Source organism: Streptomyces sp. BHT-5-2 (assembly GCF_019774615.1).
Lineage (GTDB): Bacteria > Actinomycetota > Actinomycetes > Streptomycetales > Streptomycetaceae > Streptomyces.
Genome location: NZ_CP081496.1, coordinates 5,934,071 through 5,949,599, shown reverse-complemented (window position 1 = coordinate 5,949,599; position 15,529 = coordinate 5,934,071). Strand labels below are relative to the sequence as shown.

At 73.7% G+C, this 15,529-nt stretch carries 13 protein-coding genes and 1 riboswitch; of the genes, 9 read left to right on the top strand and 4 right to left on the bottom strand.

Annotated elements, in window-relative coordinates:
- Positions 1-47 precede the first annotated feature (47 nt).
- Positions 48-165, top strand: a riboswitch (SAM riboswitch).
- A 202-nt stretch (positions 166-367) separates the two neighbouring features.
- A complete protein-coding gene (locus tag K2224_RS26345; RefSeq protein ID WP_221908979.1) occupies positions 368-1,747 on the top strand; it encodes an aminotransferase class V-fold PLP-dependent enzyme in 1,380 nt (459 codons plus the stop codon).
- Positions 1,748-2,335: 588 nt separating this feature from the next.
- Here the strand turns inward: K2224_RS26345 and K2224_RS26340 are convergent.
- On the bottom strand, positions 2,336-2,617 hold the full coding sequence (locus K2224_RS26340) for an Lrp/AsnC family transcriptional regulator (RefSeq protein WP_039637278.1): 282 nt from the start codon (positions 2,615-2,617) through the stop codon (positions 2,336-2,338).
- Positions 2,614-3,348: a rhomboid family intramembrane serine protease gene (locus tag K2224_RS26335; protein WP_221908978.1), complete on the bottom strand. Its 735-nt coding sequence runs from the start codon at positions 3,346-3,348 to the stop codon at positions 2,614-2,616. The genes K2224_RS26340 and K2224_RS26335 overlap by 4 nt, the downstream gene beginning before the upstream one ends.
- A 185-nt stretch (positions 3,349-3,533) precedes the next feature.
- On the opposite strand from K2224_RS26335, the gene K2224_RS26330 reads away from it, so the two are divergent.
- The 5 genes from K2224_RS26330 (at position 3,534) to K2224_RS26310 (ending at position 9,233) form a co-directional block, all read left to right on the top strand.
- Positions 3,534-3,773 carry a hypothetical protein gene (locus tag K2224_RS26330; protein WP_221908977.1) on the top strand — a complete coding sequence of 80 codons (240 nt, stop codon included), beginning with the start codon at positions 3,534-3,536 and terminating at the stop codon, positions 3,771-3,773.
- An 18-nt stretch (positions 3,774-3,791) separates the two neighbouring features.
- Positions 3,792-5,165 (top strand): NYN domain-containing protein, encoded by a 1,374-nt coding sequence (locus K2224_RS26325; protein WP_399019727.1) that lies wholly within the window; start codon positions 3,792-3,794, stop codon positions 5,163-5,165.
- A 309-nt stretch (positions 5,166-5,474) separates the two neighbouring features.
- Positions 5,475-6,500 (top strand): NlpC/P60 family protein, encoded by a 1,026-nt coding sequence (locus K2224_RS26320; RefSeq protein WP_221908976.1) that lies wholly within the window; start codon positions 5,475-5,477, stop codon positions 6,498-6,500.
- 235 nt (positions 6,501-6,735) lie between these two features.
- Positions 6,736-7,782, top strand: a complete 1,047-nt coding sequence (locus K2224_RS26315; protein WP_221908975.1) for an NlpC/P60 family protein — start codon at positions 6,736-6,738, stop codon at positions 7,780-7,782.
- A gap of 62 nt (positions 7,783-7,844) precedes the next feature.
- Positions 7,845-9,233 carry a hypothetical protein gene (locus K2224_RS26310; protein ID WP_221908974.1) on the top strand — a complete coding sequence of 463 codons (1,389 nt, stop codon included), beginning with the start codon at positions 7,845-7,847 and terminating at the stop codon, positions 9,231-9,233.
- Here K2224_RS26310 and K2224_RS26305 read toward each other — a convergent pair.
- Positions 9,190-10,545 carry a glycosyltransferase family 87 protein gene (locus K2224_RS26305; protein WP_221908973.1) on the bottom strand — a complete coding sequence of 452 codons (1,356 nt, stop codon included), beginning with the start codon at positions 10,543-10,545 and terminating at the stop codon, positions 9,190-9,192. The genes K2224_RS26310 and K2224_RS26305 overlap by 44 nt on opposite strands.
- Positions 10,546-10,781: 236 nt before the next feature.
- Here K2224_RS26305 and K2224_RS26300 point away from each other — a divergent pair, with 236 nt between their 5' ends.
- Entirely contained in the window at positions 10,782-11,924 is a 1,143-nt protein-coding gene (locus tag K2224_RS26300) for a glycosyltransferase family 4 protein (RefSeq protein ID WP_221908972.1), read from the top strand.
- Positions 11,925-12,006: 82 nt separating this feature from the next.
- Here K2224_RS26300 and K2224_RS26295 read toward each other — a convergent pair whose 3' ends face one another.
- On the bottom strand, positions 12,007-13,803 hold the full coding sequence (locus tag K2224_RS26295) for a long-chain fatty acid--CoA ligase (RefSeq protein WP_221908971.1): 1,797 nt from the start codon (positions 13,801-13,803) through the stop codon (positions 12,007-12,009).
- A gap of 272 nt (positions 13,804-14,075) precedes the next feature.
- Between K2224_RS26295 and K2224_RS26290 the strand changes: the two genes are divergently transcribed.
- Together K2224_RS26290 and K2224_RS26285 are read left to right on the top strand one after the other, a co-directional pair.
- Complete coding sequence (locus K2224_RS26290) at positions 14,076-14,852, top strand: metallophosphoesterase (RefSeq protein ID WP_221908970.1); 777 nt, start codon at positions 14,076-14,078, stop codon at positions 14,850-14,852.
- Positions 14,853-15,033: 181 nt separating this feature from the next.
- The gene (locus tag K2224_RS26285) at positions 15,034-15,528 is read left to right on the top strand and encodes an SRPBCC family protein (protein ID WP_221908969.1); all 495 of its coding nucleotides are present in this window, start codon (positions 15,034-15,036) and stop codon (positions 15,526-15,528) included.
- Position 15,529 lies beyond the last annotated feature (1 nt).

Below are 15,529 nucleotides of genomic sequence, written 5' to 3'. Positions count from 1 at the left end.
CGGACCGGGGCTTGCGCCCCGATGATCGTGTGGCATGATTCAGCCCAGGTCACGAGTGACAGCGACACAGGCCCCGGCCCGCTGTCCGGCAACCCTCCTTCCGTGGCGGGGTGCCCCGGGTGATGACCAGGTCGCAGGCAGCGAGGTCTGCGGCAAGCGCGGATCCCTCGCCAGGGATCCTGGTCCCCGAGGGAGTTCCCCCGTGATGAAGCGAATGCGTTAGGGCCGCCGGCCCCGTTCCCACGCACCCTTTTCTCTTTTTCCCTTCACGCTGCGACGCCGTGCCGGGCAGTTCCTGTGCACCCTCCGCGTGCCGTGCGACGCCCACCGCCGCAGCGAACTCGCTTACTTCTCACGGGAGTTCGCCATGTCTGTCTCGACCGCTGCCGCCGACCGCTCCGTCTGTGCCCCGCTGCCGGTTCTGGGCCGGGACGTCCTCGTCCCCCTGGTGACCGGCGGCGAGGCCGTCTACGCCGCGCTGGACTACGCCGCCAGCGCCCCCGCCCTCCAGCGCGTCTGGGACGACGTCGCCGCCTACGCCCCGTACTACGGCAGCGTCCACCGCGGCGCCGGCTACCTCTCCCAGCTCTCCACCGACCTCTTCGAGAACGCCCGCAAGACCGTCGCCGACTTCCTCGGCTGCCGCGCCGAGGACCTGGTGGTCTTCACCCGGTCCACCACCGACTCGCTGAACCTGCTGGCCGCCGCGCTCCCGCAGGGCACCCGGGTGTTCGTCTTCGAGACCGAGCACCACGCCTCGCTGCTGCCCTGGGAGCACCGCGCGGACCTGACGGTGACCTACCTCGACGCCCCGCGCACCCCGCGGCAGGCGGTCGACACCCTGGAGAAGGCGCTGTCCGCCCGCGAGCCCTACGGGCCGGCGCTGGTCTGCGTCACCGGCGCCTCCAACGTCACCGGCGAACTGTGGCCGGTGCGCGAACTGGCCGCCGCGGCGCACGCGCACGGCGCCCGGATCGTCCTCGACGCCGCCCAGCTCGCCCCGCACCACCCCCTGGACCTGGTGGACCTGGACGTCGACTGGGTCGCCTTCTCCGGCCACAAGCTGTACGCGCCGTTCGGCGCCGGGGTGTTGGCCGGCCGTGCCGACTGGCTCCGGGCGGCCGAGCCGTACCTGGCCGGCGGCGGCGCCAGCCGGAAGGTCGCCCGGCGGCCCGACGGCGGGGTCGACGTCGAGTGGCACGAGAGCGCCGCGCGGCACGAAGCCGGGTCGCCCAACGTGATCGGCGCCTACGCCATCGCCTCGGCCTGCAAGGCGCTCACGGAGGCCGGTTGGGACACCCTGGTGGCCCGCGAACGGGAGCTGATCGCCCGCGTCCAGGAGGGCCTGGCCGAGGTCCCGGAGGTCCGCGTCCTCTCCCTCTTCGGCGACGACGCACCGCGGGTCGGCGTCCTCTCCTTCGTCGTCGACGGCTGGAACAGCTCGCACTTCGCCGCCGCCCTCTCCGCCGAGTACGGCATCGGCGTCCGCGACGGCCTCTTCTGCGCACACCCGCTCGTCCGCACGCTGCTGGGCTCCGCCCCCCAGACCCAGGGCGAATGCGGCGCCCCGGAGGCCGCACCGGGGGAGCGCTCCCTCAACGCGATCCGCGTCTCCTTCGGCGCCGGCACCCCCGACGAACACGTCGACCGCTTCCTCCGCGCGGTCCGGGAACTCGTCACGGAGGGCGCCCGCTGGAACTACCAGGTGGAGGACGGCCGTTGCGTCCCGGCGCGTAGCGCCGTTTGATTCCCACGTCGTCGGCCTTCCGGCCGTGGGTGGCTTGTCTGTTGCGCCTGCGGCGCATTGCGTTGCCGCTGCGCGGGGCTGTTGGGTGCGGTGCCGGGCCTGCGGGGGTGGTGTGTCGGACTGCTGCGCTTTACGTCCCACACACCACCCCCTCCGGCCCGTCCCCTCCCGTTGAGGGTCATAAAGACGGTGGGTGAGGGCTGGCCCCAGTGGTCCCCTGACGGTCACTCGTTGAGGGCTGACGGTCACTCGTTGAGGGACGGCCGCCCCTCAGTCCAGAGCCCGCAGGAGCCCAGCAACCGTTGCCCCGTCTATGGGTTTTCATGACCACCCACGGGAGGGGACGGGTCGGAGGGGCAGGGGTGTGTCCGGACGTAAAGCGCAGCAGTCCGGACACACCCCCTGCCCCGGAGGCCCGTCACCGCACCCAACAGCCCCGCGCAGCGGACCGGCCCCGCGCAGCGGACCAACAACGCCCGCGAAGCGGGCCGGAACAGCCCCCGCGCAGCGGACCCGCGCCGCAGGCGCAACAAGGCGAACCCCTACGGCGGGAAAGCCGACTACGTGGGAGGCAAGCCAAGCGCAGCGCTACGCGTCCAGGCCGATGGAAAACGCCGCCTCCAGGTCATGCTGCGAATACGTGCGGAACGCGATGTGCGTCTCCGTCGACGCGACGCCGGGCACCTTGCTGATGCGGCCGGGGATGACGTCGGCGAGGTCGTCGTGGTTGGCGACCCGCACCATCGCGATGAGGTCGTAGGCGCCGGTGACGGAGTAGACCTCGCTGACGCCGCTCAGAGCGGCGATCCGCTCGGCGATCTCGGGGATCTGATCCACGCTGGTCTTGATCAGCACGATCGACGTGATCACGGCTGGCTCTCTCCCTCGGCCGACGGTCCGTTGTCCCTGGTGGCACCCACAGTATCCCGCCGGCCGTGGCGGGCCCACGCGTAGAGGAAGCCCAGGGCGAAGCCGACGACGTGGGCGAGGTAGGCGACGCCGGGGCCGGCGGGGTCGTGGCCGGCCGCCTGCCACTGGAGGCAGAACCAGAAGAGCAGCACGAGCCAGGCCGGGAAGCGCAGCGGCAGGAAGAACAGGAACGGGAAGAGGCTGGTGACCCGGGCCCGCGGGAAGAGGAACAGGAAGGCGCCGAGGACGCCGGAGACGGCACCGGAGGCGCCGACCAGCGTCTGCGCCGAGGAGGCGTGGGCGGCGGCGTAGCCCAGCAGCGCCAGGTAGCCGACGGTCAGATAGAAGACGGTGAACGGGAGCCGGCCCAGCCGCGTCTCGACCATGCCGCCGAAGACGTACAGAAACAGCACGTTTCCGAGCAGATGCAGCCAGTTGGCGTGTACGAACAGTGCGGTGAGCGGGGTGAGCAGGACCCGTGACGAGCCGCTCCACACATCGAGCGGAATCACGCCCCAGCGCGCGAAGTACCTGTTCTGGGCGTGGACCAGCGTGTCCCCGGTGCCGTACGTCCGGTTCAGTCCGGAGACCGGGCCGAGCACGAAGAGTGCGCAGCACAGCCCGATCAGCACGTTCGTCATCCGGGAGAACACCGCGCGCAGCGAGCGGACGGGGTGGACGGGCGCCGTCATGAAGTGATCATGGCGTAATGCGGGCACACGGGACAGACCGCCTCGCCGCGTCCCGCCTTCCGGGCGGGCCCGCACCGGCCCGCCGTCAGGCCGTAGGGTTACAAGCAGTACGTTGCGTATTTCCGCAGTCCGACGGCGCACCGCGTGAGCCGCACCGCAGCACGAGCACGAAAGAGGACGACACGATGGCTGTTCCCCTGCCGACGGCGGAAACCCGGTGGCGTTGCACGCTGTGCGGGAACCTCACCCGGTTCGACGTGACCCGTCGGTCCAAGGTCGTGGAGTACGTCCACCTGGACCTCGCCGGGGAGCCGCGGGTGGAGGAGCGCGAGGTCGTCAGCGAGGCGATCGAGTCCGTGCGCTGCCGCTGGTGCAACGCGGTCGACCAGATCGAACTGGTGGACCGTCCGGGCGCGAGCGCCTGAGATCGGAGCGATGCAGCCGTGGTGGAACGTCCAGAAGGGGCTCCGGGGGCCGAGCGTGCGGACGCGCCCGGAGGGGTGGCCGACGAGGTGCTCGACCAGCCACTGCCCGAGGGCGTACGGCGCCGCGTCGTGGCGCTCACCGCGGAGTGGTTCGGGGCGCTGACGGTCGCCGAACTGCCGCCCCCCTTGCGGCAGTACGCCCGGTTCACCCCGAGTCGTCGGGCCAAGTTCGCCGGCAACGCGATGGCCGCGGCGCTGGAGAGCGACGCGGTCTTCCGGCAGCGGATCGCGGGCAAGCTCCGGGAGGCCCAGCCGGAGCTTGCCGAGGCCCTGGAGCAGGGGACCCCGCCCGCCGCCGCCGACCCGCTGGACGTCGCGGCCGCGGCGTACGTGCTGCGTCCCGAGGGCTGGGTCAAGCTGGTCGCGGCGGCCGGCGAGGAGGCGCAGCGGGCGCGGGCCGAGCGGGCCGGCGAGGAGGCCGAACGGGAGCTGGCCCGGCTGCGCGAGGAGCTGGCGCGGGCGCGCGGCGAGGCCCGTACGGAGGCGGACCGGGTCCGGACGGACCTGGAGGCGGCCCGCAAGGAGAACGAGTCGTTGCAGCGCCGGCTGCGCAGCGCGCTCAGCGACGTCAAGCGCGGTGAGGCGGCGGCCCGCAAGGCCGAGGCAGCGCTGGCCGAGGCGCGCGAGCGGGCGGCGACGGAGAAGGCCGCGGCCGACAGCGAGGTGCGCCGCCTCAAGGCCCGGATCGCGGAGGCGGAGGCGGCCCTGGAGGCCGGCCGGCGGTCCGCCCGCGAGGGCCGCAGCGTCGAGGACATGCGACTGCGGCTGCTGCTCGACACGGTGCTGGACGCGGCCCAGGGGCTGCGCCGCGAGCTGGCGCTGCCGCCCGCCGCGGGCCGCCCGGCGGACGCCGTCGACGCGGTCGCGCCGGGCCGTATGACGCCCAAGGACATCGCCACCCGGGCGCTGTCGGAGACCGATCCGGCGCTGCTGGACCAGCTCCTGGCGCTGCCTCAGGCACACCTGGTGGTGGACGGCTACAACGTCACCAAGACCGGCTATCCGACGATGCCGCTGGAGAAGCAGCGGCTGCGGCTGCTGGGCGGCCTGGCGGTGCTGGCGGCGCAGACCGGTGCGGAGATGACCTGTGTCTTCGACGGGGCGGAGCTGGCCGCGCCGGTGCTGCTGGCGCCGCCGCGCGGGGTGCGGGTGCTGTTCAGCAAACCGGGCGTGACGGCGGACGAGTTGATCCGGCAGCTGGTCCGGGCCGAGCCGGCGGGCCGGCCGGTGGTGGTGGTCTCCTCGGACCGCGAGGTGGCCGACGGCGTCGCCAGGGCGGGGGCCCGGCCGGTCGCATCGGCCTTGCTGCTCAAGCGACTTGCCCGAACCTGACATATCCGCCCTTGACCGGAATGGTGCCGCGGGGATGTGCCCGCGTGCCGTACCGGAGCGTCAAGCGCCGCTTACGGGCCGTGTGATGTTGGTAAAAGATGGGGCTCCCGATGCACATTTTCCTCGGGAGGATTTGAAGCGATCACAACTCGGTTACTAAGGTCGGGCCTCGAACCTTCATACAGGTGATTATCCAACCGGGATGGTCAGTGAAGGTACCGCCGAGTCCGCGGCGTTCGCGCGGAGCCGGGGACAAGCTCCCCCCACTCTCTCCCGGTAGGCGGCTGGAGGAAGAAGGAGCTCGCCCCCGTGGCGTCCCACCGTCGACCCAAGCAGCCGAGCCGTACTCGTGTGACCGTGCTCACCGCGACCGCCGCCGCGGCCGTCGCCCTCTCGACCCAGGCGGCGCACGCCGACCCGGGCCAGTCCAAGCAGGACGTCAAGTCCGAGGTCGACAAGCTCTACGGCGACGCGGAGCAGGCCACCGAGAAGTACAACGGCGTCAAGGAGCAGCAGGACAAGCTCCAGAAAGAGGTCGACGACCTCCAGGACAAGGTCGCCCGCGGCCAGGGCGAGCTGAACCAGCTGCGCAAGGGCCTGGGCGCCATCGCCTCCGGCCAGTACCGCAGCGGCAGCATCGACCCCTCGGTCCAGCTGTTCCTCTCCGGCGACCCGGACACCTACCTCGAAAAGGCCGCCACCCTCGACCAGTTGAGCGGCAAGCAGGCCGAGCAGCTCAGGACGATCGCGGACAAGCAGCGGCAGCTCGCCCAGGAGCGGGCCGAGGCCGCGAGCAAGATCCAGGACCTCTCCGAGACCCGCAAGTCGCTGGGCGACAAGAAGGACGAGATCAAGGGCAAGCTCGCCAAGGCCCAGGAGCTGCTCAACACGCTGACCGCCAAGGAGCGGGCGGCCGTGGAGGGCGCGAACGACCGGGCCAACCGCAGCAACGACCGGGTCGACCTCGGCAACGACGTGCCCGCCTCGCAGCGCGGTGCGGCCGCCCTGGCCGCCGCCCAGTCGAAGATAGGGTCCCCCTACGTCTGGGGCGCGACCGGCCCGTCCTCCTTCGACTGCTCGGGCCTGACGTCCTGGGCGTACGCGCAGGCCGGCCAGTCGCTGCCGCGCACCTCGCAGGAGCAGGCCAACGCCGGCACCCGCATCGGCTCCCAGAGCGCCCTCAAGCCCGGCGACCTGGTGCTGTTCTACGGCGACCTGCACCACATCGGCCTCTACGCCGGCAACGGCACCGTGCTGCACGCCCCGAAGCCGGGCGCCGCGGTCCGCTACGAGTCGATCAACAACATGCCGTTCCAGTTCGGCGTGCGGGTCTGACAAACCTCACAACACCCGCAACCCCCCGCCCGATCGGGCGAATTGCGGCCTCCGCCGCTGACCTTCCGCTCCGCCGGTGACCTGCGAAGTCACCGGCGGAGCGGCTTTTCGGGCAGGGCAAGCGGTCTTTGGCCGGTGTGCCGGGACGCGGTTACTGTCTGCCCTCGCAGCTGCCGGATCACCGACCGTCCCACCCGGGCGGCAGGGGCTGCACACGGAAGGAGTTGCGGCCCTCGTGGTGTCCCATCGCCGTACCTCGCAGCGCGGTCAGACCACCCTCGCCTCGGTCACCGTCCTGTCCGCCGCCCTGGCCGCCGCGGCCGCCGCCCTGTCGGCCCAGCCCGCCAGCGCGGATCCTGCGGAGCATCCCTCGGCCGGCCGGGAGAGCGCCGCCGCACGGGTCGGCAAGCTCTACGAGGAGGCCGAGCGGGCCACCGAGAAGTACAACGGCGCCACCGCCCGCACCGACGCGCTGCGTGACGAGGTGTCGGCCCTTCAGGACGGCGCCGCCCGCACCCTGGCGCGGGTCAACCGCATGCGGGCCCGGCTCGGTGCGCTGGCCGCCGCCCAGTACCGCTCCGGCGGGATCGACCCCACCGTCCGGCTGCTGCTCTCCGAACGGCCCGAGAGCTACCTGGAGAAGGCGTCCGCGCTCGACCGGCTCAACGGCACCGAGGCGCGCGAACTGCACCGGCTCCGGGCCGCCATCCGGCAGCTGGAGCAGCAGCGCCACGAGGCGGCCGGGAAGCTGGCCGTGCTGGAGGTCGGCCGCGCCGAGGTGGCCCGCCACAAGAAGGACGTCCAGCGGAAGCTGGCCGGCGCGCGGCGGCTGCTGGACTCCCTCCCCGCACCGGCCCGGGCGGCCTACGACCGGGCCACCCGAAGCGACGGCCAGGACGAGTTCATCCCGGACCTCACCGGGATCGTGCCGGACTCGGACCGGGCCGCGGCGGCGGTCGCCGCGGTGCGCGCCGCGGTCGGCTCCCCGTACTCCTGGGGCAGCGCCGGTCCCGGGGCGTTCGACTGCTCCGGTCTCACCCAATGGGCCTACGGCAAGGCCGGCGTCTCCCTGCCGCGGACCTCGCAGGCCCAGCGCGGCGCCGGAGCACGCGTCCCGCTGTCCCAGGCCCGCCCCGGCGACCTGGTCATCTACCGCTCGGACGCCAGCCACGTCGGGATGTACGTCGGCAACGGACAGGTCGTGCACGCGCCCTACCCTGGCGCCCGGGTGCGCTACGACCCGGTCGGCATGATGCCGATCGCGTCGATCACCCGGCCCTGAGCCGTCCCGGGCCGCGACCCCTGCGGTTTTGCCCCGGCCGGGCCGCCCTTACGATCGGCCGCATGCCGGACCAGAGGGCGCGACGCAAGGGGCCGCGGCGGGCCGCACGGGCGGCCGGCTGCGCGGCACCGCTGCTGGCGCTGCTCGTCCAGCTCACCGGCTGCGCCCCCACGGACGGGCCCGGCGACCAGTACCCCGGCGCCCAGCGGATGCTCGACGCCCGGGCCGAGGCGGTCCGGAGGCACGACGCCGCGGCGTTCCTGGCCTCCGTCGACCCCCGGGCCACCGCCTTCCGCGGCCGGCAGCGCGCGGTCTTCGACCACCTCGCCGCCGTCCCGCTCGCCGACTGGCGCTACGACCTGGTGTCCACCGGCGCCTTCCCGCTGCCGCTCGGCGACGGGCGGAGGCTGGCCGCGCAGGTGCGGCTGCGCTACCGCCTCAAGGGCTTCGACACCGCGCCGGTCACCAGCGTCCAGTACCTCACCCTCACCGAGCACGGCGGCCGTTGGCTGGTCAGCTCGGACTCCGACGGGGCGGGCGACGGCAAGGGCGGGAGCCGGCAGCTGTGGGACCAGGGCCCGGTCCGGGTGGTCCGCGGCCGCTACAGCCTGGTCCTGGGCGGGGCCGCGGACCTCTCGCGGCTGCGCGACCTGGCGTCCCGGGTGGACGCGGCGGTGCCCGCGGTCTCCGCGGCCTGGAAGGGGGCCTGGGCGCGCAAGGTGGTGGTGGAGGCGCCGGACAGTGTCGAGCGGATGGCGCAGCTGATGGGCGGTGACGATCCGTCCGGGTACGCCGGGATCGCGGCGGTCACCACCGGCGAGGCCGGGTCGTCGGCCGCGGCCCCCGCGGACCGGGTGATCGTCAACCCGGATGCCTACGAGGAGCTCAACGACCTGGGCCGCTCGGTGGTCCTGACCCACGAGACCACCCATGTCGCCACCCGCGCGCTCACCACGTCCGCGACCCCGCTGTGGCTCTCCGAGGGCTTCGCGGACTGGGTCGCCTATCGCAAGGTGAACCGCCGGCCCGCCGTCACCGCGCCGGAGCTCTCCCGGGCGGTCGCGGCCGGGCGGGAGCCGGCGAGCCTGCCGGGCGACGCCGACTTCGGCTTCCGGGCCGGCGCGGACCGGCTGGCCAAGGCGTACGAGGGCGGCTGGCTGGCCTGCCGGCTGATCGCCGAGAAGTGGGGCGAGGACCGGCTGATCGCCTTCTACCGGGACACCGGGCGGCGCGGGCTCCACGACGCCGCGGCCGGTACGGCGACGGGGCCCATGGAGGCCCGGACCGTCGCCCCGACGGTCCGGGCCGGCTCGGCCGCCTCCGCGGTGGACGGCGGCTCCCGGAGCGGTCGCAGCGGCCTGGTGGAGCGCGCCATGCGCGAGCAACTCGGCGTCGGGCTGACGGAGTTCACCGCGATGTGGCGCGCTTATGTCCGCCGGGAACTGGGCTGAGCGCGGGGCGGGCGCCGGGCAGACCGGGCGGCCGCGCGGTCCGTCCGGGGCCGGTGGCGGTCCGCAGCCGGCGGCAGGCGAGCAGGGACGCGGCCACCAGCAGGCCGTTGCGCAGCACCAGCAGTGCGATGCCCGGGGAGTCGCTGGCCACCACGTCGGCGAAGCCGACCGGGAACTCCAGCAGGGTCGCTCCGGCGGCCGGCAGCACCAGCACGGCCGGCAGGGCCTGCCGGCTCGCCCGTACGGTCAGGCAGACCGCGGCCAGCCCGACCAGCCACAGCAGGTACTGCGGGCTGATCACCCGGCTGGTGGTGGTGAAGAGGAGGACGGCGGTGAAGGCGGCGTCGCAGAGCACCGCGGGTTCGCCGGGCGTTCCGGCGCGCAGCCGCCAGTGGACCAGCCAGGCCAGCGCGGCGCCGGTCAGCGCCAGCGAGAGGGCGCTGACGAGCGGCACGCCGGGCCCGAGGAACTCCAGCGAGCCGTAGTGGAGTTGCACCTCGCCGGGCCAGCCGGCGTGCCGGGCGAGGTGCAGGACCAGCGCGCCCAGCGACTCGACCTCCGTGCCGCGGTCGCGCTGGAAGGTGAGGAAGGCCAGCGCGCCCGGCGCCGCCGTGACCGCGGCCAGTGTCAGCCCGGCGGCCCAGCCGGCCGCGCTCCACCACAGGGCGCGGGCCCGGCGGCCGCGCAGCGGCGCCCCGGCCAGCAGCAGCACCGGCCAGACCTTCAGCAGGGCGCCGCAGGCGATCAGCGCGCCCGCGGTGCGCGGCCGGCGGGCCGCCGCGAACAGCGCCGCCGCGGCCACCGCCGCCACCAGCAGGTCGTAGCGGGCGTAGGCGGTCGGGCCGAGCAGGGCGACGCCCGCGATCCACGCCCAGGCCCCGGTCCGGCGGTGCCCCGGCGTGCGTCCGACCCGCAGGAAGAGCGCCAGCGCGACCGCGTCCACGGCCAGCACCAGCACGAAGAACGCGGTGGCGTAGGGCAGGAAGGGCAGCAGGTCGGGGGCCAGGACGGGCAGGGCGGCGGCCGGCGGGTACTGCCAGGTGACGTCGTCCAGCGGGAAGGTCCCGGAGCGCAGCACCTCGGCCCAGCCGTGGTAGATCACCGAGACGTCGGTGCTGACGTCCGGGCCGGGCAGCACCAGCACCCGGAGGACGCACAGCAGGAGCAGCGCCCGGGTCGCGGCCCAGGCCGTCCAGGCGGCGGCCGCGGAACCGGCGGCCCGGGCGGCCGGGGTGGCGCGGGCGGAGGCGCCGGGCGGGGCGGACCGGCGGGGCGGGCCCGCCGCGTCCGCCCTGCTGTCGGTGCTGGTCATCGTCACCCCGTGGGTCGTCCTGCGTGCATGATGCCCGGAGGGGGTGTGCGCGCCGGTGAACACGGCCGGGCACGCCGGGCGCGGGCGTGGCGGGGCGCGCCGCCCCGCCCCGGCCGGCCGCCGCCCGGACCCGCCCACCCGGTACTGTCGGCCCCGGACCCCGCGGGAGGCGCCGCGCCCCGCCGGCCGGGAGACCGCCGCTCACCGAGAGACCACCGACCGCTTAAGAGACCACCGTGCACAAGACCCTCATCGTCACCAACGACTTCCCGCCCCGGCCCGGCGGAATCCAGGCGTTTCTGCACAGCATGGCGCTGCGGCTGGATCCCGAGCAGGTCGTCGTGTACGCCTCCACCTGGAAGCGGACCGAGGAGGGCCGGGCGGCCACCGCCGCCTTCGACGCCGAGCAGCCCTTCCCGGTGGTCCGGGACGCCACGACGATGCTGCTGCCCACGCCCCGGGTGACCCGGCGGGCGGTCTCGCTGCTGCGCGAACACGGCTGCTCGTCGGTGTGGTTCGGGGCCGCCGCGCCGCTGGGGCTGATGGCCCCGGCGCTCCGCGCGGCCGGCGCCCGCCGGATAGTGGCCACCACCCACGGCCACGAGGCCGGCTGGGCGCAGCTGCCGGCGGCCCGGCAACTGCTGCGGCGGATCGGCGAGGGCACCGACACCCTCACCTACCTCGGCGAGTACACCCGCACGCGGATCGCCGCCGCGCTCACCCCGGAAGCCGCCGCCCGGATGGTCCAACTCCCGCCCGGCGTCGACGAGAAGACCTTCCACCCGGACTCGGGCGGCGACGCCGTACGGGCCCGGCTCGGGCTCGCCGACCGGCCGGTGGTGGTCTGCGTCTCCCGGCTCGTCCCGCGCAAGGGGCAGGACACCCTGATCGAGGCGCTGCCGGCGGTCCGCGCGGCGGTGCCGGACGCGGTGCTGCTGATCGTCGGCGGCGGCCCGTACGAGGCGCAGCTGCACCGGCTGGCGCTGGAGAAGGGCGTCGCCGACGCGGTCCGCTTCACCGGTGCCGTCCCGTGGGAGCAGCTGCCCGCCCACTACGGCGCGGGCGACGTCTTCGCGATGCCCTGCCGCACCCGCCGCGGCGGGCTGGACGTCGAGGGCCTGGGCATCGTCTACCTGGAGGCGTCCGCCACCGGACTCCCGGTCGTGGCCGGCGACTCGGGCGGCGCGCCGGACGCGGTGTTGGAGGGCGAGACCGGCCGGGTGGTCCCCGGCGGCTCCCCGGAGGCCGTCGCCGACCGCCTCGTCACGCTCCTGAAGGACCCCGGGCTGCGTCGCACGATGGGGGCCCGCGGCCGCGCCTGGGTGGAGGAGAAGTGGCGCTGGGACCTGCTCGCGGAGCGGCTCAGGGAGCTTCTGTAGCCCGGTGGTCGTGGCGCGGGCCGGTGTGCGGACACTCCGCTCACCGGCCCGATGCCCCGGCGCCCCGCGTGGGGCCCGCGGGTCACCCGCGGTAGATCGCCTCGATCTCCTCCGCGAAGTCCTTCGCGACGACGTTCCGCTTCAGCTTCAGCGAGGGCGTCACATGTCCCGACTCCTCGGTGAACTGGGTCGGCAGGATACGGAACTTGCGGACCGACTCGGCCTTGGAGACCGCCGCGTTGCCGTCGTCGACCGCGCGCTGCACGGCGGCCAGCAGCTCGGGGTCGTCGGCGAGTCGGGCGGGCGTCGTGTCGGCCGGGTGGCCGTGCTCCTCGGCCCAGCGGGGCAGGAACTCCTCGTCCAGGGTGATCAGCGCGCCGATGAACGGGCGGCCGTCGCCGACCACCATGCACTCGGCGATCAGCGCGTGGGCGCGGATCCGGTCCTCGATGACGGCCGGGGCGACGTTCTTGCCGCCCGCGGTCACCAGGATCTCCTTCTTGCGGCCGGTGATGGCGAGGTAGCCGTCCTCGTCGAGGGTGCCGAGGTCGCCGGTGTGGAACCAGCCGTCGGACAGCGCCTCCTTGGTGGCCGTCGGGTTGTTCCAGTACTCGCTGAAGAGGTGCTCGCCGTGCAGCAGCACCTCGCCGTCGTCGGCGATCCGGACCACCGAGCCGGGCAGCGGCTGGCCGACCGTGCCGATCTTCTGCCGGTCCCAGGGGTTGAACGCGGTGGCCGCGCAGGACTCCGTCAGGCCGTAGCCCTCCAGGACGGTGAAGCCGATGCCGCGGTAGAAGTGGCCCAGCCGCTCGCCGAGCGGGGCGCCGCCGGAGATGGCGTGGCCGGCCCGGCCGCCGAGCACCGCCCGCAGCTTGCCGTAGACCAGCCGGTCGAAGACCTTGTACTTCACCTTCAGGCCGAGGGACGGGCCGCCGGGGGTGTCCAGTGCCCGGCTGTACGCGATCGCGGTGTCCGCCGCCTTGTCGAAGATCTTTCCCTTGCCGTCGGCCTGCGCCTTGGCCCGCGCGGAGTTGTAGACCTTCTCGAAGACCCGGGGGACGCCCAGGATCATCGTCGGCCGGAAGGAGGCCAGGTCGTCGGTGAGGTTCTTGATGTCCGGCGCGTGGCCCAGCTTGATGGGCGCCATGACGGAGGCGACCTGCACCAGCCGGCCGAAGACGTGCGCGACGGGGAGGAAGAGCAGCACGGAGGAGTCGCCGGTGCGGAAGAGCGGCTTCAGCCGCTCGACGACGTTGCCGCACTCGGCGAAGAAGCTGCGGTGGCTGAGCACACAGCCCTTGGGGCGGCCGGTGGTGCCGGAGGTGTAGACGATGGTGGCGGGGGAGTCGGCGTCGGCCAGCGCGCTGCGCTCGTCGACCTCCTGGTCGGTGATGCCGTCGCCGGCGGCCCGCAGCCGGGCGACCGCGTCCCGCTCGATCTGCCAGATGTTCGCCAGGTCCGGCAGCCGGTCGCGGACCGACTCCACCGTCGCCTCGTGGTCGGGCGTCTCCACCAGGCAGGCGGCCGCGCCGGAGTCGCCGAGGATCCACTGGATCTGCTCGGCGGAGCTGGTCTCGTAGACGGGGACGGTGATGGCGCCCGCGCTCCAGATGGCGAAGTCCAGCAGCGTCCACTCGTAACGGGTGCGCGACATCAGGCCGACCCGGTCGCCCGGCTCGATCCCGGCGGCCATCAGGCCCTTGGCGACCGCCCGGACCTCGGCGAGGAAGGCGGCGGCGGTGACGTCCTGCCAGACGCCGTTCACCTTCCGCCCCAGGACCGCGACATCCGGGTACTGTGCGGCATTGCGGCGGATCAGGTCCGTCAGATTGCCGTCCGCGGGGACCTCGTACAGGGCCGGAAGGCTGAACTCGCGCAAGACTGCTGCTCCTCGAAAGCGCCGGCACCCACGACGCTGTGTGTGCACCGGCTGCGGTCCATGATCATGCGGGGGGATTGGACGGGCCGGACGTTACCCACCGGTATTGCCTTTGGGATAGGGGTGCACGGCCAGATGTTCGATGCGTCACATGCTGCGGACACGTCATGGGGACTGCACGCGCAGACTAGTCCAGCCCTGAGGTGACCCGAAAGTAACCGCCGGGCCGCCCCGCCTCCCCGCGGCGGCCCGCGCGCTCATAGGGTGACGTCATGCGCGTGCATGTGGTGAGCGACGTCCATGGGAACAGCCGGGACCTGAGGGTGGCCGGCGACGGGGCCGACGCCCTGGTCTGCCTCGGCGACCTGGTCCTCTTCCTCGACTACGCGGACCACTCGCGCGGCATCTTCCCCGACCTCTTCGGCGCCGCCAACGCCGCCGCCCTGGTCGAACTGCGCACCGCCCGCCGCTTCGACGAGGCCCGCGCGCTGGGCCGCCGGCTCTGGGCCGGGCTGGACCGCGACGGCGCGAGCCGGGAGGAGGTCATCGAGACCGCGGTCCGCCGCCAGTACGCCGACCTCTTCGCCGCCTTCCCCACCCCCACCTACGCCACCTACGGCAACGTCGACATCCCGCGTCTGTGGCCGGAATTCGCCCGCCCTGGCACCACCGTCCTGGACGGGCAGCGGGTGGAGATCGGCGGCCGGGTCTTCGGCTTCGTCGGCGGCGGGCTGACCACCCCGATGCGGACGCCCTACGAGATCGGCGACGAGGAGTACGCCGCCAAGATCGAGGCGGTCGGCGAGGTCGACGTGCTGTGCACCCACATCCCGCCGGACGTCCCCGAACTCTGCTACGACACCGTCGCCCGCCGCTTCGAGCGCGGCAGCGCGGCCCTGCTGCACGCCATCCGCGCCACCCGGCCGCGCTACGCCCTCTTCGGCCACGTCCACCAGCCGCTGGCCCGCCGGCTCCGGATCGGCGGTACGGAATGCGTCAATGTCGGGCACTTCAACGCGACCGGCAGGCCGTACGTGCTGGAGTGGTGAGCCCGGCACCGGGCCGCACGGCCGGGCCGTCGCGGTGGGCCTGCTGGTGTCGGTCACGGTTGCGCCGCGCGGTAGCCTTCAGCAGCACAGACACCGGGCAACGGAGTCGCCCCGGCTCGGCGCGCAGAGCCCGGGGAAGGGTCGGCGGACCGGCATGAATCGGCATGGAGGAGTCACGGCGATGGCCGAACACACCAGCTCGAACATCACGATCGAGGCGGCACCGGCCGAGGTGATGGGAGTGATCGCCGACTTCGCCCGCTATCCGGAGTGGACCGGAGAGGTCAAGGAGGCCGAGATCCTGGCCACCGACGACCGGGGCCGCGCGGAGAAGGTGCGCCTGGTGCTGGACGCCGGCGCCATCAAGGACGACCACACCCTCGCCTACACCTGGACCGGCGAGAACGAGGTCAGCTGGTCGCTGGTCAAGTCGCAGATGCTGCGCGTCCTCGACGGCTCCTACCGGCTCACCGCGCTGGCCGGCGGCACCCGCACCGAGGTCACCTACCAGCTCACCGTCGACGTCAAGATCCCGATGCTCGGCATGATCAAGCGCAAGGCCGAGAAGGTCATCATCGACCGGGCGCTGGCCGGGCTGAAGAAGCGCGTGGAGAGCGACCCCGAGGCGCCCGGCGCCACGACCGCGACCGCCGCCGACGAGGCCGAGAAGCGCTGAG